Origin of the sequence: Pseudomonas sp. Irchel s3h14 (assembly GCF_900187425.1) — a bacterium.
Taxonomy (GTDB): Bacteria; Pseudomonadota; Gammaproteobacteria; order Pseudomonadales; family Pseudomonadaceae; genus Aquipseudomonas.
Map to the genome: position 1 here is coordinate 302,737 of NZ_FYDJ01000005.1, position 22,757 is coordinate 325,493.

Annotated in this window: 20 protein-coding genes; 13 read left to right on the forward strand and 7 right to left on the reverse strand. The window is 60.0% G+C overall.

Translation table 11 applies throughout. The features are described 5' to 3' along the window. The first annotated feature begins 423 nt into the window (after window positions 1-423). Genes ccoN through ccoP form a run of 4 tightly spaced genes read left to right on the forward strand, consistent with a single transcriptional unit; the run spans window position 424 to window position 3,636 of the window. Window positions 424-1,866 carry a cytochrome-c oxidase, cbb3-type subunit I gene (gene ccoN, locus CKW16_RS13030; RefSeq protein WP_008157290.1) on the forward strand — a complete coding sequence of 481 codons (1,443 nt, stop codon included), beginning with the start codon at window positions 424-426 and terminating at the stop codon, window positions 1,864-1,866. Further along, window positions 1,866-2,474: a cytochrome-c oxidase, cbb3-type subunit II gene (gene ccoO, locus CKW16_RS13035; protein WP_018925301.1), complete on the forward strand. Its 609-nt coding sequence runs from the start codon at window positions 1,866-1,868 to the stop codon at window positions 2,472-2,474. The genes ccoN and ccoO overlap by 1 nt, the downstream gene beginning before the upstream one ends. A 5-nt stretch (window positions 2,475-2,479) precedes the next feature. Beyond that, the gene (locus CKW16_RS13040) at window positions 2,480-2,665 is read left to right on the forward strand and encodes a CcoQ/FixQ family Cbb3-type cytochrome c oxidase assembly chaperone (RefSeq protein WP_003175465.1); all 186 of its coding nucleotides are present in this window, start codon (window positions 2,480-2,482) and stop codon (window positions 2,663-2,665) included. Beyond that, window positions 2,662-3,636, forward strand: coding sequence for a cytochrome-c oxidase, cbb3-type subunit III (gene ccoP, locus CKW16_RS13045; RefSeq protein WP_095128766.1), 975 nt, complete (start codon window positions 2,662-2,664; stop codon window positions 3,634-3,636). Before CKW16_RS13040 ends, ccoP begins: the two co-directional genes overlap by 4 nt. An 80-nt stretch (window positions 3,637-3,716) precedes the next feature. On the opposite strand, the gene CKW16_RS13050 is transcribed toward ccoP, so the two are convergent. Beyond that, on the reverse strand, window positions 3,717-4,736 hold the full coding sequence (locus tag CKW16_RS13050; protein WP_095128767.1) for a metallophosphoesterase: 1,020 nt from the start codon (window positions 4,734-4,736) through the stop codon (window positions 3,717-3,719). 495 nt (window positions 4,737-5,231) lie between these two features. On the opposite strand from CKW16_RS13050, the gene ccoG reads away from it, so the two are divergent. The 8 genes from ccoG to CKW16_RS13095 all read left to right on the forward strand — a co-directional run bounded on the left by ccoG (window position 5,232) and on the right by CKW16_RS13095 (window position 13,840). Continuing rightward, complete coding sequence (ccoG, locus tag CKW16_RS13055; RefSeq protein WP_056744262.1) at window positions 5,232-6,644, forward strand: cytochrome c oxidase accessory protein CcoG; 1,413 nt, start codon at window positions 5,232-5,234, stop codon at window positions 6,642-6,644. Between the two features lie 11 nt (window positions 6,645-6,655). After that, window positions 6,656-7,195: a FixH family protein gene (locus tag CKW16_RS13060; protein WP_095128768.1), complete on the forward strand. Its 540-nt coding sequence runs from the start codon at window positions 6,656-6,658 to the stop codon at window positions 7,193-7,195. A 135-nt stretch (window positions 7,196-7,330) separates the two neighbouring features. Continuing rightward, window positions 7,331-9,781, forward strand: coding sequence for a heavy metal translocating P-type ATPase (locus CKW16_RS13065; protein ID WP_095128769.1), 2,451 nt, complete (start codon window positions 7,331-7,333; stop codon window positions 9,779-9,781). 22 nt (window positions 9,782-9,803) lie between these two features. Then, window positions 9,804-10,022 (forward strand): cbb3-type cytochrome oxidase assembly protein CcoS, encoded by a 219-nt coding sequence (gene ccoS / locus CKW16_RS13070; RefSeq protein ID WP_007905420.1) that lies wholly within the window; start codon window positions 9,804-9,806, stop codon window positions 10,020-10,022. Next, the gene (locus tag CKW16_RS13075) at window positions 10,015-10,698 is read left to right on the forward strand and encodes a sulfite exporter TauE/SafE family protein (RefSeq protein ID WP_095128770.1); all 684 of its coding nucleotides are present in this window, start codon (window positions 10,015-10,017) and stop codon (window positions 10,696-10,698) included. The genes ccoS and CKW16_RS13075 overlap by 8 nt, the downstream gene beginning before the upstream one ends. A 268-nt stretch (window positions 10,699-10,966) precedes the next feature. Beyond that, window positions 10,967-12,349, forward strand: coding sequence for an oxygen-independent coproporphyrinogen III oxidase (hemN, locus tag CKW16_RS13085; RefSeq protein ID WP_095128838.1), 1,383 nt, complete (start codon window positions 10,967-10,969; stop codon window positions 12,347-12,349). Window positions 12,350-12,478: 129 nt separating this feature from the next. Continuing rightward, window positions 12,479-13,213, forward strand: a complete 735-nt coding sequence (gene fnr, locus CKW16_RS13090) for a fumarate/nitrate reduction transcriptional regulator Fnr (protein WP_046047868.1) — start codon at window positions 12,479-12,481, stop codon at window positions 13,211-13,213. A 78-nt stretch (window positions 13,214-13,291) separates the two neighbouring features. Continuing rightward, on the forward strand, window positions 13,292-13,840 hold the full coding sequence (locus CKW16_RS13095; RefSeq protein ID WP_008146813.1) for an adenine phosphoribosyltransferase: 549 nt from the start codon (window positions 13,292-13,294) through the stop codon (window positions 13,838-13,840). Window positions 13,841-13,984: 144 nt separating this feature from the next. Here the strand turns inward: CKW16_RS13095 and CKW16_RS13100 are convergent, their stop codons facing one another. The 5 genes from CKW16_RS13100 to dnaX all read right to left on the reverse strand — a co-directional run bounded on the left by CKW16_RS13100 (window position 13,985) and on the right by dnaX (window position 19,782). Continuing rightward, window positions 13,985-15,133 carry an acyl-CoA dehydrogenase family protein gene (locus tag CKW16_RS13100; protein ID WP_095128771.1) on the reverse strand — a complete coding sequence of 383 codons (1,149 nt, stop codon included), beginning with the start codon at window positions 15,131-15,133 and terminating at the stop codon, window positions 13,985-13,987. A gap of 183 nt (window positions 15,134-15,316) precedes the next feature. Then, complete coding sequence (gene recR, locus CKW16_RS13105; protein ID WP_046047871.1) at window positions 15,317-15,919, reverse strand: recombination mediator RecR; 603 nt, start codon at window positions 15,917-15,919, stop codon at window positions 15,317-15,319. Window positions 15,920-15,984: 65 nt separating this feature from the next. Then, the gene (locus CKW16_RS13110; protein WP_095128772.1) at window positions 15,985-17,019 is read right to left on the reverse strand and encodes an NADP-dependent oxidoreductase; all 1,035 of its coding nucleotides are present in this window, start codon (window positions 17,017-17,019) and stop codon (window positions 15,985-15,987) included. Between the two features lie 272 nt (window positions 17,020-17,291). Continuing rightward, complete coding sequence (locus CKW16_RS13120; protein ID WP_008028561.1) at window positions 17,292-17,630, reverse strand: YbaB/EbfC family nucleoid-associated protein; 339 nt, start codon at window positions 17,628-17,630, stop codon at window positions 17,292-17,294. Between the two features lie 67 nt (window positions 17,631-17,697). After that, window positions 17,698-19,782, reverse strand: coding sequence for a DNA polymerase III subunit gamma/tau (gene dnaX / locus CKW16_RS13125; protein ID WP_095128774.1), 2,085 nt, complete (start codon window positions 19,780-19,782; stop codon window positions 17,698-17,700). A gap of 144 nt (window positions 19,783-19,926) precedes the next feature. Between dnaX and CKW16_RS13130 the strand changes: the two genes are divergently transcribed. Further along, entirely contained in the window at window positions 19,927-20,673 is a 747-nt protein-coding gene (locus CKW16_RS13130; RefSeq protein WP_095128775.1) for an ABC transporter substrate-binding protein, read from the forward strand. Between the two features lie 152 nt (window positions 20,674-20,825). On the opposite strand, the gene CKW16_RS13135 is transcribed toward CKW16_RS13130, so the two are convergent. Beyond that, window positions 20,826-22,526 (reverse strand): bifunctional diguanylate cyclase/phosphodiesterase, encoded by a 1,701-nt coding sequence (locus CKW16_RS13135; protein WP_095128776.1) that lies wholly within the window; start codon window positions 22,524-22,526, stop codon window positions 20,826-20,828. Between the last annotated feature and the right edge of the window lie 231 nt (window positions 22,527-22,757).

Here is a 22,757-nt window from a genome sequence, read left to right on the forward strand (position 1 = left end):
CCATTGTCGCACCCCTCCGTTGGTCCTCCTTTCGGTTCCCCAGATTCGGGGCTAAGCTTCCCCCGGTGCGGACTGGCATGAGCCGGTTCCAGGTCGACCCAACCCGATGTGTTCGACGAATCTGCTCGATGACAGGCCGCAAAGGCTGGTAGATACCGGCTGTCGTGCCAATTGCCATCTGTCACCCGATCGTTGTGTTTGAACACACCCCGTTACATCCGACCTGACCCCCTCACCATTTTCGTCTGCTGCGACATTTTGCCCTTGGGCAATTTTGTCCCTACGCGGCGCATGGAAAGGCCGCAGAATCAGCTTTTGAAAGCATTGACCCAGGTCATGGCGCGTTGCAATGACCCCCCGCTTTCTCCATACTTGCGGCCGATTTTTACTCCTAATAAAACACCCAAACCGTGGAACCTTAGAATGAGCACAGCAATCAGTCCGACTGCTTATAACTATAAGGTAGTCCGCCAGTTCGCCATCATGACGGTGGTCTGGGGGATCCTTGGCATGGGGCTTGGTGTCTTCATCGCCTCACAGCTTGTATGGCCGGAATTGAACTTCGGTCTGCCGTGGACGACTTTTGGACGCTTACGCCCGTTGCACACCAACCTGGTGATTTTCGCCTTCGGTGGTTGTGCTCTGTTTGCCACTTCTTATTACGTCGTGCAGCGAACCTGCCAAACGCGACTGATTTCCGACAGCCTCGCCGCCTTCACCTTCTGGGGTTGGCAAGCGGTGATCGTCGGCGCGATCGTTACCTTGCCGCTGGGTTACACCACCACCAAGGAATACGCGGAACTGGAATGGCCCCTGGCTATTCTGCTGGCCATCGTCTGGGTTACTTACGGTCTGGTGTTCTTCGGCACCATTACCAAGCGCAAAACCAAGCACATCTATGTGGGCAACTGGTTCTACGGTGCCTTCATCGTTGTGACGGCGATGCTGCACATCGTCAACCACGCTTCCCTGCCGGTCAGTTTCTTCAAGTCCTACTCGGCCTACGCCGGTGCGACTGACGCGATGATCCAGTGGTGGTACGGCCACAACGCGGTGGGTTTCTTCCTGACCACTGGCTTCCTGGGGATGATGTACTACTTCGTTCCGAAGCAGGCCGAGCGTCCGATCTACTCCTATCGTCTGTCGATCGTGCACTTCTGGGCGCTGATCACCCTGTACATCTGGGCCGGTCCGCACCACCTGCACTACACCGCGCTGCCGGACTGGGCTCAGTCGCTGGGCATGGCGATGTCGATCATCCTGCTGGCACCAAGCTGGGGCGGCATGATCAACGGCATGATGACCCTGTCGGGCGCCTGGCATAAGCTGCGCACCGACCCGATCCTGCGCTTCCTCGTTGTGTCGCTGGCCTTCTACGGCATGTCGACCTTCGAAGGCCCGATGATGGCCATCAAGACCGTCAACTCGCTGTCTCACTACACTGACTGGACCATCGGCCACGTACACGCCGGTGCCTTGGGCTGGGTAGCGATGATCTCGATCGGCGCGATCTACCACATGATCCCGAAACTGTTCGGTCGTGTGCAGATGCACAGCATCGGCCTGATCAACACGCACTTCTGGCTCGCGACCATCGGTACCGTTCTGTACATCGCTTCGATGTGGGTCAACGGCATCACCCAGGGTCTGATGTGGCGTGCAATCAACGACGATGGCACCCTCACCTACTCGTTCGTTGAAGCGCTGCAAGCCAGCCATCCTGGTTTCATCGTTCGCGCCCTAGGCGGTGCGTTCTTCGCCAGCGGCATGCTGTTCATGGCCTACAACGTATGGCGTACCGTACGTGCCTCGAACCCGGCTGAAGCCAAAGCTGCTGAACAGATTGCTGTAGTTGGAGCTCACTGATGAAGCATGAAGCAGTCGAGAAGAACATTGGCCTGCTGGCCTTCTTCATGGTTATCGCCGTCAGCATCGGCGGCCTGACCCAGATCGTTCCGCTGTTTTTCCAGGACGTCACCAACAAGCCGGTCGAAGGCATGAAGCCTCGTACCGCCCTTGAACTGGAAGGCCGCGACATCTACATCGCCAACGGTTGTGTCGGCTGCCACTCGCAGATGATCCGCCCGTTCCGTGCTGAAACCGAACGTTATGGCCACTACTCGGTCGCCGGTGAAAGCGTTTGGGACCACCCGTTCCTGTGGGGTTCCAAGCGCACCGGTCCGGACCTGGCCCGTGTTGGCGGTCGTTACTCCGATGACTGGCAGCGTGCGCATTTGTACAACCCGCGCAACGTGGTGCCTGAGTCGAAAATGCCGGCCTACCCGTTCCTCGTGGAAAACAAGCTCGACGGCAAAGACACCGCCAAGAAAATGGAAGTCTTGCGCACGCTCGGCGTCCCTTACACCGACGAAGACATCGCCGGCGCCAAGGATGCTGTGAAGGGCAAAACCGAAATGGACGCGCTGGTGGCCTATCTGCAAGGCCTGGGCACCATCATCAAAAGCAAACGGTGATTTAGATGGATATCGGGATGATTCGTGGCCTGGGCACCGTTGTTGTGATGGTGGCCTTCATCGGTCTGGCGTTGTGGGTATTCAGTCCCAAGCGCAAGTCGGAGTTTGAAGACGCGACCTTGCTGCCTTTCGCGGATGATCCCGAAGCCATCAAGCACGTCGAGCAAGCTTCTAGGAGTAACAAAGAATGACTACGTTCTGGAGTCTGTACGTCACAGTCCTCAGTCTCGGCACGATCTTCGCCCTGACCTGGCTGCTGCTGTCCACCCGCAAGGGCCAGCGCAGCGAAGCCACCGAAGAAACGGTTGGCCACTCCTTCGACGGGATCGAGGAGTACGACAACCCACTGCCAAAATGGTGGTTCATGCTGTTCGTGGGCACCATCATCTTCGCCCTGGGCTACCTGGTGCTGTACCCGGGCCTGGGCAATTGGAAAGGCCTGCTGCCGGGTTACAACTACCTCGATAACGAAAAGCAGACCGCGTTCGCCAACGGCCAGAGCGGCTGGACCGGCGTTCACGAGTGGGAAAAGGAAATGGCCAAGTCGGACGCCAAGTTCGGCCCGATCTTCGCCAAGTTCGCTTCCATGCCGATTGAAGAAGTCGCCAAGGACCCGCAAGCCCTGAAGATGGGTGGCCGCCTGTTCGCCTCCAACTGCTCGGTCTGCCACGGTTCCGATGCCAAGGGCGCTTATGGTTTCCCTAACCTGACCGACGCCGACTGGCGCTGGGGCGGCGATGCACAAACCATCAAGACCACCATCATGGGCGGTCGTCATGCCGTGATGCCGGCGTGGGATCAACTGAAGGACCAGGGCATTCGTGACGTTGCTGCATTCGTCGTGACCAACCTGCATGGCCGCAAACTGCCAGAAGACGCGAAGGCCGACCCGGCTGCCGGTCAAAAGCTCTTCGCTGCCAACTGCGTGGTGTGCCACGGTCCAGCAGGCAAAGGCACCCCAGCCATGGGCGCCCCTGACCTGACCCACCCGGCCGGCTTCATCTACGGTTCGAGCTTCGCTCAACTGCAGCAGACCATCCGTTACGGCCGTCAGGGCCAGATGCCTGCTCAAGAACAGCTGCAAGGCAACGACAAGGTTCACCTGCTGGCCGCTTACGTCTACAGCCTCTCCCACGGTGAGAAAGCTGCCGACGCCGAGTAAGGCAAACGCTTGACCACAACAACAAACGGCCCCGCCAGTGAGAATTGGCGGGGCCGTTCTGGTTTCAGGATCTGTGCGACTTAGCGCTGAACCGCAATGGTCGACTCAAGCTTGCGACTCGGCCAGTTATTGCCCGTCACGCGGTAGATCATCAACTTGTCCCTTTCCCTGGAGAAGCTCGCAATCAGGTACGTCTGTTGCGAAGCCGCCCCACTCAGGAACAATGGCACGTCACCAAACTCGCTGGAGGCGCTTCTGTATTGGCCACTAAACCAGTGGAAGTGCCCGGCAAACACCGCAGTCACCTTGTAATCCTTGATCATCTTACTGAAGCGACTCAATTGCTGGTCACTGCCATCCCACTTGGGTTTATGCATATTCAGAATAATGATCTGGCCTTTTTCACGGGCGCCCTTCAAATCCTGTTCCAGCCAGTCAAGTGCGTCCGTCAGGTGATAGCTCTTCGGTACAAGCCAGTCATAAGCGGTGAAGCTAACCGAGTAAGTAGGCTCATTATTTAGCTGCACCATATGAACATCTCCAAAATTCCTGGAGTAAGCCAGACTGCCAGACACCCTTTTCTTTACGCTACCCTCCTCCGCCAGTTGAACATCAATGCTGTCGGCCCTGCCATCTTTACCGGTATAGCGTGCCAGAAAGTCCTCAACACTCCCTGCGGCACAATTATTAAAAAGGCAATCATCGACATTATTCTCATAGTCGTGATTACCCAGGCCATAGTCATACAGGCCGAGCAGTTTACTGTCCAGAATCGGCTTGACCACCGAGCGCTGCCAGCCATGGCCATAGGCAGTGATATCGCCGTTGATCATCACCGGCACCTGCGCGGCGCCGCCGAAGTTCTGCCTGAAACTGGCAATGTCATTATATTGGGTTTCGATCAGCCACTTAGAGCGCGAATCCCGATACGAGTCGGTCTGGGTTTCACCGGCATCGGTTTTCTCAGTCCACGGATATTGCGGATCGGAGGTAAAGACCATATCCATCGGAGATACAGTTGTGGGTGCCGAATGCGCAAAAGGGGTCGTGACAGCAAAGGCCAGACACGCCAGCAAACTGCCAGAATTTGATAAGTTCATAGAATTCCATTTCCATCTAACATTGATAATAGAGCGACAGGCATCTTGCCTGAACACGAACATATAACAAACCTCGAACACACACAAACACCCAACACCCGACAATCAATTAACTATATTTCCAACCAACAACTAACGCATCTACAGAAACACCCACAAGTTCCCTTATGCAAGCACTCCAATAATAACAATACGAAGATTAAAAAAACTCATAACAGTCATTGAATCGCCAGCATGCCCTCAGGCTCACCGCAACAGACGGATAGTGTGTTGGAAGGCAGGGCGCGAAAAACCGTCCATACTGAACAAGTCAATTGATCTGTATCACGATTTGTTACATTTGCTACACCATCCACGAATTTTCCCCAACGCGACCAAAGGTCGCACCCTTGAGCTAGAGCGACAGGCGTATCATTGCGCCACTGCAACACCTATTTTTGACCGCGGTCGGCATGTACTGACCGAGGCATTTTTCCACTGCCGTGGGATGCAATGATGAGCAACCAGATTCCGGTACACGACGTCACCCCTGCCAAGAACGCGAACAACAGCGTCGACCTCTACGCCTCTCGAGAAAAAATCTACACCCGCGCCTTCACCGGCCTGTTCCGCAACCTGCGGATGATGGGCGGTGCCGGGCTGTTTCTGTTGTATTTCGGTACGGTCTGGCTGAGCTGGGGCGGCCATCAGGCCGTCTGGTGGAACCTGCCGGAACGCAAATTCTTCATCTTTGGCGCAACCTTCTGGCCTCAGGACTTCATCCTGCTCTCGGGGATCTTGATCGTCAGCGCCTTCGGCCTGTTCTTCATTACCGTGTACGCCGGACGGGTCTGGTGCGGCTATACCTGCCCGCAGAGTGTCTGGACCTGGATTTTCATGTGGTGCGAGAAGGTCACCGAAGGCGACCGCAACCAGCGCATCAAGCTCGACAAAGCTCCCATGAGCGCCAACAAATTCCTGCGCAAATTCAGCAAACACACGATGTGGCTGTTGATCGGTTTTGTGACCGGCATGACCTTCGTCGGTTACTTCTCGCCGATCCGCGAACTGACCATCGACTTCTTCACCGGCGAAGCCGACGGCTGGTCGTATTTCTGGGTCGGTTTCTTCACCCTCGCCACCTACGGCAATGCCGGCTGGTTGCGCGAGCAGGTGTGCATTTACATGTGCCCGTACGCGCGCTTCCAGAGCGTGATGTTCGATAAAGACACCCTGATCGTTTCCTACGACCCGCGTCGTGGTGAAGGCCGCGGCCCGCGCAAGAAAGGCGCCGACTACAAGGCCATGGGCCTGGGCGACTGCATCGACTGCACCATGTGCGTCCAGGTCTGCCCGACCGGTATCGACATCCGCGACGGCCTGCAAGTCGAATGCATCGGCTGTGCGGCCTGCATCGATGCCTGCGACAGCATCATGGACAAGATGGATTACCCGCGCGGCCTGATCAGCTACACCACCGAGCACAACCTGTCCGGGCAAAAAACCAATAAACTGCGCCCGCGCCTGATTGGCTATGCCACGGTGCTGCTGGCGATGATCGCCTTGCTGATGACCGCGTTCTTCATGCGTTCGCTGGTCGGTTTCGACGTCAGCAAGGACCGCGTGCTGTACCGCGAGAACGCCGAAGGCCGGATCGAAAACGTCTACAGCCTGAAGATCATGAACAAGGATCAGCGCGACCACACCTACGTGCTCGAAGCCGCTGGCCTGCCGGACCTCAAGCTGCAAGGCAAGCGCGAGATCAAGGTCGCCGCCGGGGAAATTTTCAGCCAGCCGGTCGAACTGTCCAGCGCACCGGAAAAACTGCCATCGAGCACCAACGAGGTGAAATTCATCCTCAAGGATGCCGATGACGACAGCGTCCACATTGAAGCCAAGAGCCGGTTCATCGGCCCACAAGTTCGTTGAGAGAAGTGATCATGCCCACAGCAACTGCCGCAAGCCCCTGGTACAAGCACCTTTGGCCGTGGATCATCATCGCCATCCTGGCGTGTTCCGTGACCCTGACCTTGTCCATGGTGACGATCGCGGTGAACAACCCGGACAACCTGGTCAACGACAACTATTACGAGGCCGGCAAAGGCATCAACCGCTCCCTCGACCGTGAATTGCTGGCGCAGACCCTGCTGCTGCGCGCCAGCGTGCATCTGGACGGCGTGACCGGCGAAGTCGACCTGCGTCTGAGCGGCAACAGCCAACCCAAAACCCTGGAGCTGAACCTGATCTCGCCGACCCAGCCGGAGAAGGATCGCAAGATCACCCTGGCACGCAGCGAAACCGAACAGGGCCGCTACATTGGCCAGTTGAACGATAAGGTCGACGGTCGCCGTTTTGTAGAACTGCTGGGCGTGCAGGATGACAAGACCTGGCGCATGTTCGAAGAAGAACAGGTCAGCCATGACAAGGATCTGCTGCTGGGTGATGAACCGCTGCAAGGCGCCGAAGACCTGAAGAAGTAAGCCTTACCCTGATCGTTCCCACGCTCTGCGTGGGAACGCAGCCAGGGACGCTCCGCGTCCCAGCCGAAGCGGACGCGGAGCGTCCGGGGAGGCATTCCCACGCAGAGCGTGGGAACGATCATCGGACTACGCCTCATGAACACTCCACTCCCCTGCTACCACTGCGCCCTGCCCGTCCCGGCCGGCAGCCGCTTCACCGCTGCCGTCCTCGGTGAAACCCGCGAGTTCTGCTGCCCGGGTTGTCAGGCCGTGGCCGAAGCCATCGTGTCCGGCGGACTGGAAACCTATTACCAGCATCGCAGCGAGTCATCGGCCAACCCCGAAGCGCTGCCGGTGCAGTTGGTGGATGAACTGGCGCTGTACGACCGCGCCGACGTGCAAGCCCCCTTCGTCCGCCACGAAGGCGAACTCGCCGAAACCACCCTGTTGATGGAAGGCATCAGTTGCGCCGCCTGCGGCTGGCTGATCGAGAAACACCTGCGTGGCTTGCCGGCGGTGGCCGAAGCGCGCCTGAACCTGTCCAACCATCGCCTGCATGTGCGCTGGGCCGATGCGCAACTGCCGCTGAGCCAGGTACTCAGCGAATTGCGCCACATCGGTTACGCCGCGCACCCCTATCAGGCCGACCGCGCCAGCGAACAACTGGCCAGCGAAAACCGCCTGGCCCTGCGCCAACTCGGCGTAGCCGGGCTGCTGTGGTTCCAGGCGATGATGGCGACCATGGCCACCTGGCCGGAATTCAACATCGACCTCAGTCCCGAACTGCACACCATCCTGCGTTGGGTCGCGCTGTTCCTCACCACTCCGATCGTGTTCTACAGCTGCGCACCATTCTTCAAAGGCGCCATGCGTGACTTGCGCACCCGCCACCTGACCATGGACGTTTCGGTGTCGCTGGCGATTGGCAGCGCCTACATCGCCGGGATCTGGACCTCGATCACCGGCGTCGGCGAACTGTATTTCGATGCGGTCGGCATGTTCGCACTGTTCCTGCTGGCCGGGCGTTATCTGGAGCGTCGCGCCCGCGAACGTACCGCCGCCGCCACCGCACAACTGGTCAATCTATTGCCCGCCTCGTGTCTGCGCCTGAGTGCCGACGGCCAGAGCGAGCGGATCCTGCTCAGCGAACTGCGCGTCGGCGATCAAGTGCTGGTGCACCCCGGCGCGATCCTCCCGGCTGACGGCAAGATCCTCGACGGCCAGTCGAGCATCGACGAATCCCTGCTGACCGGCGAATACCTGCCACAGCCGCGCACGCCGGGCGATGCCGTCACCGCCGGCACCCTGAACGTCGAAGGTGCATTGACCGTGGAAGTCCTGGCCCTTGGCCAGGACACCCGACTGTCCGCCATCGTCCGTCTGCTGGACCGCGCTCAGGCCGAGAAGCCGCGACTGGCGGAAATTGCCGACCGCGCCGCGCAGTGGTTCCTGCTGCTGTCGCTGATTGCCGCCGCCGTCATCGGCCTGATCTGGTGGGAACTGGATTCGTCGCGAGCCTTCTGGATTGTGTTGGCGATGCTCGTTGCAACGTGCCCGTGCGCCCTGTCCCTGGCCACACCGACCGCCCTCACCGCCGCCACCGGCACACTGCACAAACTCGGCTTGCTGCTGACTCGCGGCCATGTGCTGGAAGGTCTGAACCAGATCGACACAGTAATTTTCGACAAGACCGGCACACTCACCGAAGGGCGCCTGGCGTTGCGTTCGATCCGCCCGCTCGGCGCGCTCAACAGCGATCAATGCCTGAGCCTGGCCGCCGCCCTGGAAAACCGCTCTGAGCACCCGATCGCCCGCGCGTTTGGTCGGGCGCCGCTGGCCGCCGAAGAAGTCCACAGCACGCCGGGGCTAGGCCTCGAAGGCTTGGTCGGTGAACAACGCCTGCGCATCGGCCAACCGGGTTTTGTCTGTGAACTCAGTGGTGCTGCCGTGCCATCGATGCCGGACGAAGCCGGTCAATGGCTGTTGCTTGGCGACAGCCAGGGGCCGCTGGCATGGTTTGTTCTCGACGACCGTCTGCGTGCCGACGCGCCCGCCCTGCTCGCGGCCTGCAAGGCTCGCGGCTGGCGCACGCTGCTGCTGTCCGGCGACAGCTCACCGATGGTCGCCAGTGTCGCTGCGGAACTGGGCATCGATGAAGCCCGAGGCGGCTTGCGTCCAGACGATAAATTGCAGGTCTTGCAACAGCTGCACAAAGAAGGCCGCAAGGTGTTGATGCTCGGTGACGGGGTCAACGACGTGCCCGTGCTGGCCGCCGCCGACATCAGCGTGGCCATGGGTTCGGCCACCGATCTGGCGAAAACCAGTGCCGACGCGGTATTGCTGTCGAACCGCCTCGATGCATTGGTCCAAGCCTTTAGCCTGGCTCGACGCACCCGTCGGGTAATCATCGAGAACCTGCTGTGGGCCGGGCTGTACAATGGCCTCATGTTGCCGTTCGCCGCCCTCGGCTGGATCACTCCGGTATGGGCCGCGGTCGGCATGTCCATCAGTTCGTTGACCGTGGTGCTGAACGCCCTGCGCCTGACTCGCATGCCAAACACGCCTGCGATCAGCGCCACGCCAGAAACCCGTCCGCTGCCGGCCTGAGCCGCGCGGGCATGGAGTCAAGATGCCAGCTCTCTACGTGATGATCCCGGCCGCGCTGCTGATCGTGGCCATCGCTATTTACATCTTCTTCTGGGCAGTCGACAGCGGTCAGTACGACGACCTCGACGGCCCGGCCCACAGCATCCTGTTCGACGATCAGGACCCAAACCACAAAGCTGCAGTCGACGAAGCCAGCGGCCATCCGGCCAAACCGGACGACAAGGCGCCGCCTCATGCTTGAGTTGGCGCCACTGCTGGTGTCTGCGGTGATTCTCGGTCTGCTCGGTGGCGGGCATTGCCTGGGCATGTGCGGCGGATTGATGGGCGCGTTGACCCTGGCAATTCCCAAGGAGCAACGCAGCCGACGCTTTCGACTGCTGCTGGCCTACAACCTGGGGCGAATTCTCAGCTATGCAACAGCCGGCCTGCTGATCGGTCTGGCCGGTTGGGCGGTGGCCAACAGCCCGGCGGCGATGTTCATGCGCGTCATTGCCGGATTGCTGCTGGTCGCCATGGGCCTGTACCTCGCCGGTTGGTGGAGCGGCCTGACTCGCATCGAAAGCCTCGGTCGTGGCCTGTGGCGGCACATCCAGCCGGTTGCCAACAAACTGTTGCCGGTGTCGAGCCTACCCCGCGCGTTGCTGCTGGGCGCGCTCTGGGGCTGGCTGCCGTGCGGGCTGGTTTACAGCACCCTGCTGTGGTCGGCGAGTCAGGGCAATGCGCTGGACAGTGCGCTTTTAATGCTCGCGTTCGGGCTCGGCACCTGGCCGGTGTTGCTCGCCACGGGGTTGGCGGCTGAGCGGGTCACGGCGTTGTTGCGCAAACGTAGCGTGCGGATGACGGGCGGGTTACTGGTGATCCTGTTCGGCATCTGGACCTTGCCGGGACCGCATCAGCATTGGCTCATGGGCCATTAGATCGGCAGCACACCCTTGTAGCAGCTGCCGAGCCTGCGAGGCTGCGTTCGGCGGCGAAGCCGTCGTAAACCCTGAGTACCAAATTCACCTGAAGCACCGCACAGCCTGATTTCACGACGGCTTCGCCGCCGAACGCAGCCTCGCAGGCTCGGCAGCTGCTACAGGGTGATGTTTGGCAATGACACCGTTGATGCAAATCAAGATGCCCCACCGCCGCGCCCCCTAGACTCGCTGACACTGCCAGCCTATCCGGGGGAATGCCCGCATGATGCTCGACGCCATTCGTTGGGACACCGATCTGATCCGCCGTTACGACCTGGCGGGACCGCGCTACACCTCCTACCCGACCGCGGCGCAATTCGACGGTCAGGTCGGCACGTTTGACCTGTTCCACGCCCTGCGCGACAGCCGTAAAGCCCTGCGCCCGTTATCGCTGTATGTGCACGTGCCGTTCTGCGCGAACATTTGCTATTACTGCGCCTGCAACAAAGTCATCACCAAGGACCGCGGCCGGGCCCAGCCCTATTTGCAGCGCCTTGAGCAGGAAATCCAGCTGATCGCCTGCCACCTCGACCCCGCGCAGAAAGTCGAACAATTGCATTTCGGCGGCGGCACCCCGACCTTTCTCAGTCACGATGAACTGCGCCAGTTGATGGCCCAGTTGCGTAAAAACTTCAACTTGCTGGACGACGATTCCGGCGACTACGGCATCGAAATCGACCCTCGCGAAGCCGACTGGTCGACCATGGGCCTGCTCCGTGAACTGGGTTTCAATCGGGTCAGTATCGGCCTGCAAGACCTCGATCCGGCGGTGCAACGGGCAGTCAATCGCCTGCAAAGCCTGGAAGAAACCCGCGCGGTGATCGACGCTGCCCGCACGCTGCAGTTTCGCTCGATCAACATTGACCTGATCTATGGCTTGCCAAGGCAAACACCCGAGAATTTCGCCCGCACCGTCGATGAAGTGATCAACCTGCAACCGGACCGCCTCTCGGTGTTCAACTACGCGCACCTGCCGGAACGCTTCATGCCGCAACGGCGAATCAACAGCGACGAGCTACCGACTCCGGCGCAAAAACTGGAAATACTCCAGGGCACCATCGAACAACTGACCCAGGCCGGTTACCGCTACATCGGCATGGATCACTTCGCGCTGCCCGACGATGAACTGGCGATTGCTCAGGAAGAATCGACCCTGCAACGCAACTTCCAGGGCTACACCACCCACGGTCATTGCGACCTGATTGGCCTGGGCGTGTCGGCCATCAGCCAGATCGGCGACTTGTATTGCCAGAACAGCAGCGACCTGAATCAGTACCAGAACACGCTGGCCAGCGCGCAGCTAGCCACCAGCCGTGGTCTGCTGTGCAACGCCGATGACCGCCTGCGACGTGCGGTCATCCAACAACTGATCTGTAATTTCAGCCTGGAATTCGCCGAGATCGAACACGCCTTCAACATCGACTTTCAGGGTTACTTCGGCGAACTCTGGCCACAGTTGCAGGGAATGGCCGAAGACGGCCTGATCGAACTGGATAACGAACGGATTACCGTACTGCCCGCCGGACGATTGCTGGTGCGTTCGGTGTGCATGGTGTTCGACGCGTACCTGGAACAGCACAATCGCCAGCGGTTTTCGCGGGTGATCTAGCCATCAATTCACCGGCCGGTCTGCGAAACGCAGGCTTTACGCCCCTGCGACAAAATCGCCGCGTGCCTGAATGTCCTCCCGTGGGTTACCCTTACGGCTTATGTGTGTTTTCCCACAAGGATTTAAGAAATGTCCGAGCCAGTAAAGCTGCGCGCTCATAGTCAGGCCCATTGCAAGGATTGCAGCCTGGCCCCCCTCTGCTTGCCACTTTCTTTGAATCTGGAAGACATGGATGCGCTGGACGAAATCGTTAAACGTGGCCGCCCGCTGAAAAAGGGCGAATTCCTGTTCCGCCAGGGCGACACCTTCGATTCCGTTTATGCAGTACGCTCTGGCGCTCTGAAGACGTTCAGCCTGAGCGATGGCGGCGAAGAACAACTCACTGGCTTCCACCTGCCGAGCGAACTGGTCGGCCTGTCGGGCATGGACACCGAAAAACACCCGGTCTCGGCGCAAGCCATGGAAACCACATCGGTGTGTGAAATCCCTTTCGAACGCCTCGACGAACTGGCGCTGCAACTGCCGCAACTGCGCCGTCAGTTGATGCGCGTGATGAGCCGCGAGATTCGCGACGATCAGCAAATGATGTTGCTGCTGTCGAAGAAAACCGCCGACGAGCGCATCGCCACGTTCCTGGTCAACCTGTCGGCCCGTTTCCGCGCTCGGGGTTTCTCGGCCAACCAGTTCCGCCTGAGCATGTCGCGCAACGAAATCGGCAATTACCTGGGCCTGGCGGTGGAAACCGTGTCCCGGGTGTTCACGCGCTTCCAGCAAAACGAACTGATCGCCGCCGAAGGCAAGGAAATCCATATCCTCGACCCGATCCAGCTCTGCGCCTTGGCCGGCGGCTCGCTAGACGGCTGATTTCGGCGATGGCGGCTGAGCGAAACGGTTCAGCCGCCGTTATACTGCGTCGTTTGCAGCCTGCCAGGACACCCGACGATGGTCTTCGACTCCTTCGACATCAAATCCCTCATCCGCCCTGTGATCGACTTTCCCAAGCCGGGCGTGATCTTTCGCGACATTACCCCATTGTTCCAGTCGCCCACGGCCCTACGCCTGGTGATGGACAGCTTCGCCCACCGTTATGTCGAGGCCGACTTCACCCACATCGGTGCGATGGACGCGCGTGGTTTTCTGATCGGTTCGGTCCTGGCCTATCAGTTGAACAAGCCGCTGGTGCTGTTCCGCAAGCAAGGCAAACTGCCGGCCGACGTGCTGGCCGAGGGTTATGCGACCGAATACGGCGAAGCCTTCCTCGAAGTCCACGCCGACAGCCTGTGCGAGGGCGATTCGGTGGTGATGTTCGATGACCTGATCGCCACGGGCGGGACGCTGATTGCGGCGGCGAACCTGGTTCGGCGCATGGGCGCACGGGTCCATGAAGCGGCGGCGATCATTGATTTGCCGGAGTTGGGCGGGTCCCAGCGGTTGGAAGATATGGGAATTCCGACGTTTTGCCTGACGCAGTTTGCGTTGTCTGATAAGTAACGCGGCGTCTGCACCGACGCCTTCGCGAGCAAGCCCGCTCCCACAGTTGATCAAGTTGTCCAGGCGGACGCGGTCTAATGTGGGAGCGGCGGTGCGACGATTCGACTTGCTCGCGAATGGCAGCACCACCTATCTCAATGTCTGTTAAAGCCCCATCTGCTTGCTGATGATCTCGTTCATCACTTCTCGCGTACCGCCGCCGATCGACAAGATCCGGTTATCCCGATACAGCCGCTCCACCAGGCTCTCGCGCATATAACCGAGGCCACCCAAAATCTGCACCGCATCCGTGGTAATCCGATCTGCCGTGTCAGTCGCAAAATTCTTGGCCATGGAAATCTCCTTGATCACACTCTGCCCCGCCGCCATTTTCGCTGCCTGGCGATAGGTGAATTCCCGTGACACCTCCAGCGCCGTCGCCATTTCGGCAAGGCGATGCTTGAGCACCTGAAACTTGCCTATGGGTTTACCGAATGCTTCACGTTGGCGAGCCCATTTCAGGCTCTCTTCCAGCGCCAGTTGCGCGGTCATGTTGGCCATTAGCGCCAGCGCCAGGCGTTCGCTCTGGAAGTTACCCATGATGCAGGCGAAGCCCATGTTTTCAGCACCAATCAGATTGCCTACCGGCACCCGGCAATCGTCGAAGAACAGTTCCGCAGTGTCCGACGCCCACCAACCCATTTTCTTCAACTGACGGCCGACGGTAAAACCGGGCGTGCCCTTCTCGATCAACAGCAGGCTGATGCCACCGAAACCCGGCGCACCGGTGCGCACCGCGACGGTGTAGAAATCCGCGCGGACGCCGCTGGTGATAAAGGTTTTACTGCCGCTGACCCGGTAGAAGTCGCCGTCAAGCACGGCGCGGGTTTGCAGGTTGGCGACGTCGGAGCCACCGCTGGGCTCGGTCACGGCCAGGGCGCTGATCTTCTCGCCGGCGAGCACTTGCGGCACAACAAGATCGCGGACTTCAGCCCTGGCCCACTTGAGGATCGGCGGCAGGCCGATGTCCAGCGAGCCGAGCCCCGCCACCAAGCCGCCGGAACCACAGCGCATCAGCTCTTCGCTGGCGGCGACCTTGGCGAACAGATCACCTTCATGGCTGCCACCCAGGGCTTCGGGATAACCGATCCCCAGAATCCCCGCTGCGCCGGCCTTGAGGTAGAGCTCACGGGGAAAGCTTTCGGCTTCTTCCCACTGGTCGATGTCCTGCAAGATCTCGCGCTCGACGAAACGTCTGACGCTGTCGCGGACCAATTGGTGGCTGGGGTCGAAGTATTCCTGAAAGGCAGGCATCGGCGAGCTCCACTGAAGGTTCAGCGAAGTTAACCGAGCGCTTGCTTGGTTTTCAACAGAATTGTGTGAATCAGATAAACCCAGGCGCGTCCTTCGCGAGCAAGCCCGCTCCCACATTTGATCTCCAGCGTATACAAGTCAAATGTGGGAGCGGGCTTGCTCGCGATGGCGTCAGTTCAAGCACTACAAGACAATAGGCTTACGCCCGGCAAACGAATGCGCCAGCGTCCCGCCATCCACCAGTTCCAGCTCGCCACCCAACGGCACGCCATGGGCGATGCGTGAGGCGATCAGGCCTTTGTTACTGAGCAACTGGGCGATGTAGTGCGCCGTGGCCTCACCTTCCACGGTCGGATTGGTCGCCAGAATAACTTCAGTGAACGTGCCCGCCTCTTCGATCCGCGCCAGCAGTTGCGGAATACCGATGGCTTCCGGCCCGAGTCCGTCGAGTGGCGACAGGTGGCCCTTGAGCACAAAGTAGCGACCACGGAAGCCGGTCTGCTCCACCGCGTAGACGTCCATCGGCCCTTCCACCACGCAGAGCAAGGTGTCGTCGCGACGGGTATCGGCGCATTGCGGGCAGAGGTCGTCTTCGGTCAGCGTGCGGCACAACCGGCAATGGCCCACCCCTTCCATGGCCTGGCTCAGTGCCAGCGCCAGTCGCGAGCCGCCGCTGCGATCACGCTCGAGCAGCTGCAACGCCATGCGTTGGGCAGTTTTCTGACCCACACCTGGCAAAATTCGCAGGGCGTCGATCAGTTGGCGAATCAAAGGGCTGAAGCTCATGGTGAAAAGTCCGACAAAACAACGAGACGCGGTTTATACCCGCGCCTCTGTTTAGCGTCAATTACTCAGTCCTGGGCGACCCGCACAACCAGTTTGCCGAAGTTGCGTCCTTCCAGCAGACCGATGAACGCTTCAGGTGCCTGCTCCAGGCCATCGACCACGTCTTCGCGGAACTTCACCTTGCCGTCGCGCACCCAAGGCGCCATGGCGCTGACGAATTCCGGCTGACGATCACCGTAGTCGTCGAACACGATGAAGCCCTGGATTCGCACACGTTTGGTCAGTAGCGTGCGCTGCAATTGCGGCAGACGATCCGGGCCGGTCGGTGCTTCGTGAGCGTTGTAGGACGCGATCAGACCGCAGAGTGGAATTCGCGCCTTGGGCTTGAGCAACGGCAGCACCGCATCGAACACCTTGCCGCCGACGTTTTCGTAATAGATGTCGATGCCTTCGGAGCACGCCTTGGCCAATTCATCGGCGAAGTTCGGGCCCTTGTGATCGATGCAGGCATCAAAACCCAGCTCATCGACCACATAACGGCACTTGTCCGCGCCACCGGCCACGCCGACCACGCGCAAGCCCTTGATCTTCGCCACCTGGCCGACCACCGAACCCACGGCGCCGGATGCAGCCGCAACCACCAGGGTTTCGCCGGCCTTGGGCTGGCCGATGTCCATCAGACCCATGTACGCGGTCATGCCGGGCATGCCCAACACGCCCAACGACATTGACGGGCTCGGCAGCCCGGACGGCACCGGAATGATGTCGCGACCGTCGCTGATGCTGTGGCTCTGCCAACCGGTAGAACCGACCACCAGATCACCTTCGTGGAATTTCGGATTCAGCGAACGCTCGACCCGGCTGACAGCGCCACCGGTCATCACCTCACCGATTTCAACCGGAGCGGCGTAGGACGGCGCGTCACTCATGCGTCCGCGCATGTAGGGGTCGAGTGACAGGTAAAGGGTCTTGAGCAGCACCTGGCCGTCGGCCAGGTCCGGCAGCGCAACGCGCTCCAGGCGGAAATTCTCCGGCGTCGGCGCGCCTACCGGGCGGGACGCCAGGACGATACGTTGGTTGAGGGTCAATGCTTGTGGCATGTGAGCTTCTCCTTTGATCGATGAATTCGGCGGTATAGGGAGCAGACCGTTGTGACGATAGCGCGTTCGATGTTTCTGACACACCGGCACTGATCGTTCCCACGCTCTGCGTGGGAATGCAGCCCGGGACGCTCCGCGTCCCAAAGCGTGACGCAGAGCGTCACAAGAGGCATTCCCACGCAGAGCGTGGAAACGATCGGTGTGCCAGAAACAAAAATGCCAGGCGCGATGCCTGGCATTTTTTTGTAGCCCATCCGACGCGCTTTGGCGAATCAGAATGGCAGTTTCATACCCGGTGGCAGTTGCATGCCAGCGGTCATGCCGGACATTTTGTCCTGGCTGTTGGCTTCGATCTTGCGCACGGCATCGTTGACAGCGGCGGCGAACACGGCCTCCAGCATCTCTTTGTCGTCTTCGCTCAAGCCTTCGACCAGGCTTGGATCGATGGTCACGCGCTTGACGTCGTGACGACCAGTCATCACCACAGTGACCATATCGCCACCGGCTTTACCGGTGACTTCGGCGTTGGCCAGTTCTTCCTGCATCTTGGCCATTTTTTCCTGCATCTGCTGTGCCTGCTTCATCAGGCCGGCCATGCCACCTTTCATCATGGGAATCACCTCAAAAGTACTTGGATAAATACAGCGCCCGGCCCTTTTGGCCGAACACCTTCAGTTATTAGCCCTGAGTGACCAGGGTCTCGACAGGTTCAATAGTATCGTTACGGACCACCGCACCGAACTGCTGCATCATTTGCTGGATGAACGGATCACCGTGGATCGACTCTTCGGCCTCGCGCTGACGGTTCGCACGACGGCGGGACGCCGCCTGGGCCGGAGTTTCCTGCTCGGGCTTGATCAACTCCATGCGCAGGGTCAGCGTACGCCCGTGAAACTGGTTCAACGCATCGTTCAAGCGACGCTGTTGAGTCGCGTTGAACAACGCGCTGTGGGCCGGGTCCAGGTGCATCAGCCAATTGTCACCCTCGACGGCGATCAGCGTGCAGTTGGCGGCGATGCTGCCGGTCATGCCGGAGATCGGCAGTTTCGGGAACAACTCCAGCCATTGCGCCGCCAGACCGGTGGCCGGCATGGCGGCCGGTTCAGGTTCGGCTTCCGGCGCTGGCTCAGCGGTGTGTTCGCTGGCCAGTTCATCGAGGTAGCTGTAGGCCGATTCCATGTCCGGCTCGATGTAGTCCTCGTCCAGCGGCGGCTCGTCGTCCAGGTCCATGCCCGGTGTCGCGGCATCGACTTCGGCTACCGACGGCTCAGGAATCGGCGCAGCGGCCCACTCCGGCGCGTCCGGCACTACGCTGTCGGGGGTCGGCAATGGCATCGGCGCCAATTCGGGTTGTTCGCTGGCGATTTCCAGCACCGGCTCGACGGCGGGTTGCTGAACGACTTCGGGTTCTATCGGGTCGTTCCAGGGCAAATCGACGACGGCTTCGGCCGCTGCGGCCTCAACGACAGGCTCGGGCGCAACGACGGGCGCAACCGGCTCAGGCGCGAGCGCTTGCACTGGAGCAACCACCGCCGCCACCGGCGCAGGCGCGACGGGTGCAACTGCCGTAGCGACTACCGGCGCAACAACGGGCGCGGCAGCCACTGAGTTTGCGGAATCAACTGTGGCCTGGCTGATCCCCACTGGCTTTAGCGGTTGCCTCGGGACGTCCTCGGTGTCTGCCGGTCGGAACGCGAGCATCCGCAGCAAGACCATTTCGAAGCCACCGCGCGGGTCCGGCGCCAGCGGCAAGTCGCGGCGACCGATCAGGCCCATCTGGTAATAAAACTGCACGTCTTCGGCTGGCAGAGCCTGAGCCAGTGCCAGCACCCGGTCACGGTCGCCATGACCGTTGTCGACGCCCTCAGGCAGGGCCTGGGCGATGGCGACACGGTGCAGCACGTTGAGAATTTCCGAGAGTACGCCGTTCCAGTCCGGGCCTTGTTCGGCCAGGTGACGGACAGCTTCGAGCAAGGCCTTGGCGTCGCCTTCGATCAGCGCATGCAGAACGTCGTAGACCTGACCGTGATCGAGCGTGCCGAGCATTGCCCGTACGTCGGCGGCCATGACTTTGCCTTCACCGAAGGCAATCGCCTGGTCGGTCAGGCTCATGGCGTCGCGCATCGAACCGTCGGCAGCACGGCCCAGCAGCCACAGCGCGTCGTCTTCGAACGGCACGTTCTCGACACCCAGCACGTGGGTCAAATGCTCGACCACGCGCTCCGGCGTCATGTTCTTCAGAGAGAACTGCAGGCACCGCGAAAGAATGGTTGCAGGAAGTTTCTGCGGATCGGTCGTCGCCAGGATGAACTTGACGTAGGGCGGCGGCTCTTCAAGGGTTTTCAACAGCGCATTGAAGGAATGGCTGGAGAGCATGTGCACTTCGTCGATCAGGTAGACCTTGAAGCGCCCGCGGCTCGGCGCGTACTGCACGTTGTCGAGCAGTTCGCGGGTGTCCTCGACCTTGGTCCGGCTCGCGGCGTCGATCTCGATCAGGTCGACAAAGCGACCTTCATCAATCTCGCGGCACACCGAGCACTCGCCGCAAGGCGTTGAAGTGATACCTGTTTCACAGTTAAGGCATTTGGCGATGATCCGCGCGATGGTGGTCTTGCCGACCCCGCGGGTACCGGTAAACAGATAGGCGTGGTGCAGCCGCTGGCTGTCCAAGGCATTGATCAGAGCCTTGAGCACATGGGTCTGGCCGACCATTTCGCGGAACGAGCGCGGACGCCATTTACGTGCAAGAACCTGATAACTCATCGAAAACCGTCGCAACGAAGGAACAGAAGCGGCTAATGCTATCGGAGCAAGGCCAAAATTGCATCCGGTGCGCTCGTCTAATCTGGCTAAGATGGTCTTTGGGGGGCTTTTATCGGCTCGGGTTTTATCAGCACCGGAGCGTTTATGCGGCTGGCCTTGGGGGCACTGCTGTTGATCAGCCTGAATGTCGCTGGCGCCGAGCCGCCATTGCGCTTCGTGGTGCCCGACAGTTGGGCGATGCCTATGGTGCAACTGGACCGCGGCCGCTCCACTCAAGGCATCCTGCACGACGTGATGGTCAGCCTCGCGACCCAGGTCGGCGCGCCGGCTGAGTTTCACGTGCTGCCTCGCACGCGAGTGCAAAACGCCATGGAGCACGGCGAAGTCGATATCCGCTGCTATGCGGCGCAGTCCTGGCAGCCGAATCCGTCCGGGGATTACATCTGGAGCATTCCACTCTGGTTTCAGCGCGACATGCTGATCAGCCGGGCAGATCCGCTGACCTCAGTGGCGCCTGCGGACTTGTCGCGACAATCCATCGGCACGGTACTCGGCTACAGCTACCCGACCCTGCAACCGCTGTTCGACGCCGACCGACTGCATCGCGAAGATGCGCGCAACCAGGAACAGGTGCTGGAAAAACTCCTGGCCGGACGCTATCACTACGCCGTGAGCAATCAATGGACGCTGGACTGGTTCAATCAGCGCCTGCTGCCTGGACAGCAACTGCAAGGCGTGGCGGTTTTGCAGGAACAGAGTGTCGGTTGCTATATCCGCAACGATCCCAAGGTGCCCGTGCAGCGCATTTTGCGCACCTTGGAGCGAATGAAAATGTCCGGGGAAATCGACGACATTATCCGACTGTATATCGGTGGTCCCGGAGATTTGTAGCAGCTGCCGAAGGCTGCGTTCGGCTCGGGCCGCGATCGGACGCAGCAGTCGCAAAACCAGTGTGCAGGATTTATCGGGAAAAATAAGCGTCTGATTTTGACGACTGCTTCGCAGCCGAACGCAGCCTTCGGCAGCTGCTACATGGACCGAGTTCAGCCTGCTTGATCCAGCACCTGCCATTGCGGCGGCGCGACAAAACCCTCGACCCAGCCCGCCACCTCTGCGGGCGGCATCGGCCGGGCAATGAAATGGCCTTGAGCAACTTCGCAGCCCAGGCGCAGCAGCAATTCACCGTGCTCGATACTTTCCAGCCCTTCGGCGATCACCTGCCGACCAAAGGCCCGAGCCAGACCAATGACCGCCATGGTCAGGGCCAGATCATCCCGATCATTAAGGATGTCGCGCACGAACGATTTGTCGATCTTGATGGTTTGGGTTTGCAAACGCTTGAGGTAGCTCAGGGACGAATAACCGGTGCCAAAGTCCCCCAGTGAAAACTGCACCCCCAGCGCCTGACAGGCCTGTAAACAGGCGCTGACATGCTGAATATTCTCGATCGCCACCGACTCGACGATTTCCAGATCGAGCATCTGCGGAGCCACTTGGGCATGCCGGGCGAGCACGTGCTTGAGCCGGTCGACGAAATCCGCGCGCTGGAAATGTCGTGCCGCAATATTAATGCTGACTGGCCAGCCCTGCCCCGCTTGCTGCCAATGGTGCAACTGCGACAGGACCTGATCCATCACCCACTCACCAATATCGATGATCAGGTCCGTTTCTTCCACCAGCGGCAAAAACTCCCGGGCCGGCACCATGCCGTGTTGCGGATGCTCCCAACGCAACAACGCCTCGAAGCCGACAACCTCACCGCGACGCATGTTCACCTTGGGCTGGAAATGCACTCGCAACTCACCGGCAGCCAGCGCCTGACGTACTCGCTCAACCGTCTGGTGAGTGGCCTTGACCTCCTGATCCCGGGACACGTCGAACAAATGAAAGCGATTGCGACCACGTTGTTTCGCCACGTACATGGCCTGATCGGCATGACGCAACAAGGTTTCGGCATCTTGATTGTCGTCGGGGAACAAGGTGACGCCGATACTGGCAAACACATTGACGCCCTTGCCATGCAACGAGTACGGCGCCGAAATGGCGCCGAGCACCCGGTTCAACGCCGCACGCAGTTCCGGCAGATCCCGCACGTAACGCAACACCAGCACAAACTCATCACCGGCCAGCCGCGCCACCACATCTTCGCCGCGCACAATGGTGCGCAAACGCTTGGCCACCTCGACCAACAGCAGATCGCCACTGGCATGCCCGTAGCCATCGTTGACCGCCTTGAAGCCGTCGAGGTCGAGCATGCATACCGCCAGCGGGATGTTTTCGTGACGGGAGAACTCCAGCGCCTGATCCAGCAAATCCGAGAGGAAGGCGCGATTCGGCAGCCCGGTCAGCACGTCATGCCCCACCCGCCATTGCAGTGAATGCAGCAATTGGTGTTTTTCGCTGATGTCGAAACGAATCGAAAGATAACGGTTAACCCGCCCGGTAGCGTCATCGAGCACCGGCACCATCGTGCTGTCGACCCAATACAGGCTGCCGTCCTTGGCGCGATTACAAATCTCGCCCTTCCAGACGTTGCCCAAGGCGATGGTGCGCCACATGGCCGCGAAGAAATCGGCGGAGTGCAGACCCGAGTTGAGGAGACGATGGTTCTGCCCGAGCAGTTCTTCGCGGCTGTAGCCGGACACGACACAGAACTGATCGTTGACGTGGGTGATCCGGCCGCTCAGATCGGTCTCGGAAAAAATCGCGGCGGCATCCACGGCCCTGCGGTATTTCTCATCCATGAGTCAGGCTCGCTGTGGCTAGCGGTGGTACCGCTCGACCCGTGCAGGATGCCCGGAAGAGGTGTTTTTACAGGTAATGCGCAGCAACACGATATCGCTCCATGAACAGCGTTTGATGGCCTCCTGATAGCAGAGATCAACTAACCTTAAAGGCCCAAAATACCCATTTTGTGCGGCAATTCTACGAAACGCATCACATTTTGCAAAGCAAGGTGATGGATCATGCAGTTG

Bases quoted from the DNA above. Each gene is read 5' to 3' on its own strand.
- ccoN (WP_008157290.1), top strand. From the start codon at position 424: ATGAGCACAGCAATCAGTCCGACTGCTTATAACTATAAGGTAGTCCGC.
- ccoO (WP_018925301.1), top strand. From the start codon at position 1,866: ATGAAGCATGAAGCAGTCGAGAAGAACATTGGCCTGCTGGCCTTCTTC.
- CKW16_RS13040 (WP_003175465.1), top strand. From the start codon at position 2,480: ATGGATATCGGGATGATTCGTGGCCTGGGCACCGTTGTTGTGATGGTG.
- ccoP (WP_095128766.1), top strand. From the start codon at position 2,662: ATGACTACGTTCTGGAGTCTGTACGTCACAGTCCTCAGTCTCGGCACG.
- CKW16_RS13050 (WP_095128767.1), bottom strand. From the start codon at position 4,736: ATGAACTTATCAAATTCTGGCAGTTTGCTGGCGTGTCTGGCCTTTGCT.
- ccoG (WP_056744262.1), top strand. From the start codon at position 5,232: ATGAGCAACCAGATTCCGGTACACGACGTCACCCCTGCCAAGAACGCG.
- CKW16_RS13060 (WP_095128768.1), top strand. From the start codon at position 6,656: ATGCCCACAGCAACTGCCGCAAGCCCCTGGTACAAGCACCTTTGGCCG.
- CKW16_RS13065 (WP_095128769.1), top strand. From the start codon at position 7,331: ATGAACACTCCACTCCCCTGCTACCACTGCGCCCTGCCCGTCCCGGCC.
- ccoS (WP_007905420.1), top strand. From the start codon at position 9,804: ATGCCAGCTCTCTACGTGATGATCCCGGCCGCGCTGCTGATCGTGGCC.
- CKW16_RS13075 (WP_095128770.1), top strand. From the start codon at position 10,015: ATGCTTGAGTTGGCGCCACTGCTGGTGTCTGCGGTGATTCTCGGTCTG.
- hemN (WP_095128838.1), top strand. From the start codon at position 10,967: ATGCTCGACGCCATTCGTTGGGACACCGATCTGATCCGCCGTTACGAC.
- fnr (WP_046047868.1), top strand. From the start codon at position 12,479: ATGTCCGAGCCAGTAAAGCTGCGCGCTCATAGTCAGGCCCATTGCAAG.
- CKW16_RS13095 (WP_008146813.1), top strand. From the start codon at position 13,292: ATGGTCTTCGACTCCTTCGACATCAAATCCCTCATCCGCCCTGTGATC.
- CKW16_RS13100 (WP_095128771.1), bottom strand. From the start codon at position 15,133: ATGCCTGCCTTTCAGGAATACTTCGACCCCAGCCACCAATTGGTCCGC.
- recR (WP_046047871.1), bottom strand. From the start codon at position 15,919: ATGAGCTTCAGCCCTTTGATTCGCCAACTGATCGACGCCCTGCGAATT.
- CKW16_RS13110 (WP_095128772.1), bottom strand. From the start codon at position 17,019: ATGCCACAAGCATTGACCCTCAACCAACGTATCGTCCTGGCGTCCCGC.
- CKW16_RS13120 (WP_008028561.1), bottom strand. From the start codon at position 17,630: ATGATGAAAGGTGGCATGGCCGGCCTGATGAAGCAGGCACAGCAGATG.
- dnaX (WP_095128774.1), bottom strand. From the start codon at position 19,782: ATGAGTTATCAGGTTCTTGCACGTAAATGGCGTCCGCGCTCGTTCCGC.
- CKW16_RS13130 (WP_095128775.1), top strand. From the start codon at position 19,927: ATGCGGCTGGCCTTGGGGGCACTGCTGTTGATCAGCCTGAATGTCGCT.
- CKW16_RS13135 (WP_095128776.1), bottom strand. From the start codon at position 22,526: ATGGATGAGAAATACCGCAGGGCCGTGGATGCCGCCGCGATTTTTTCC.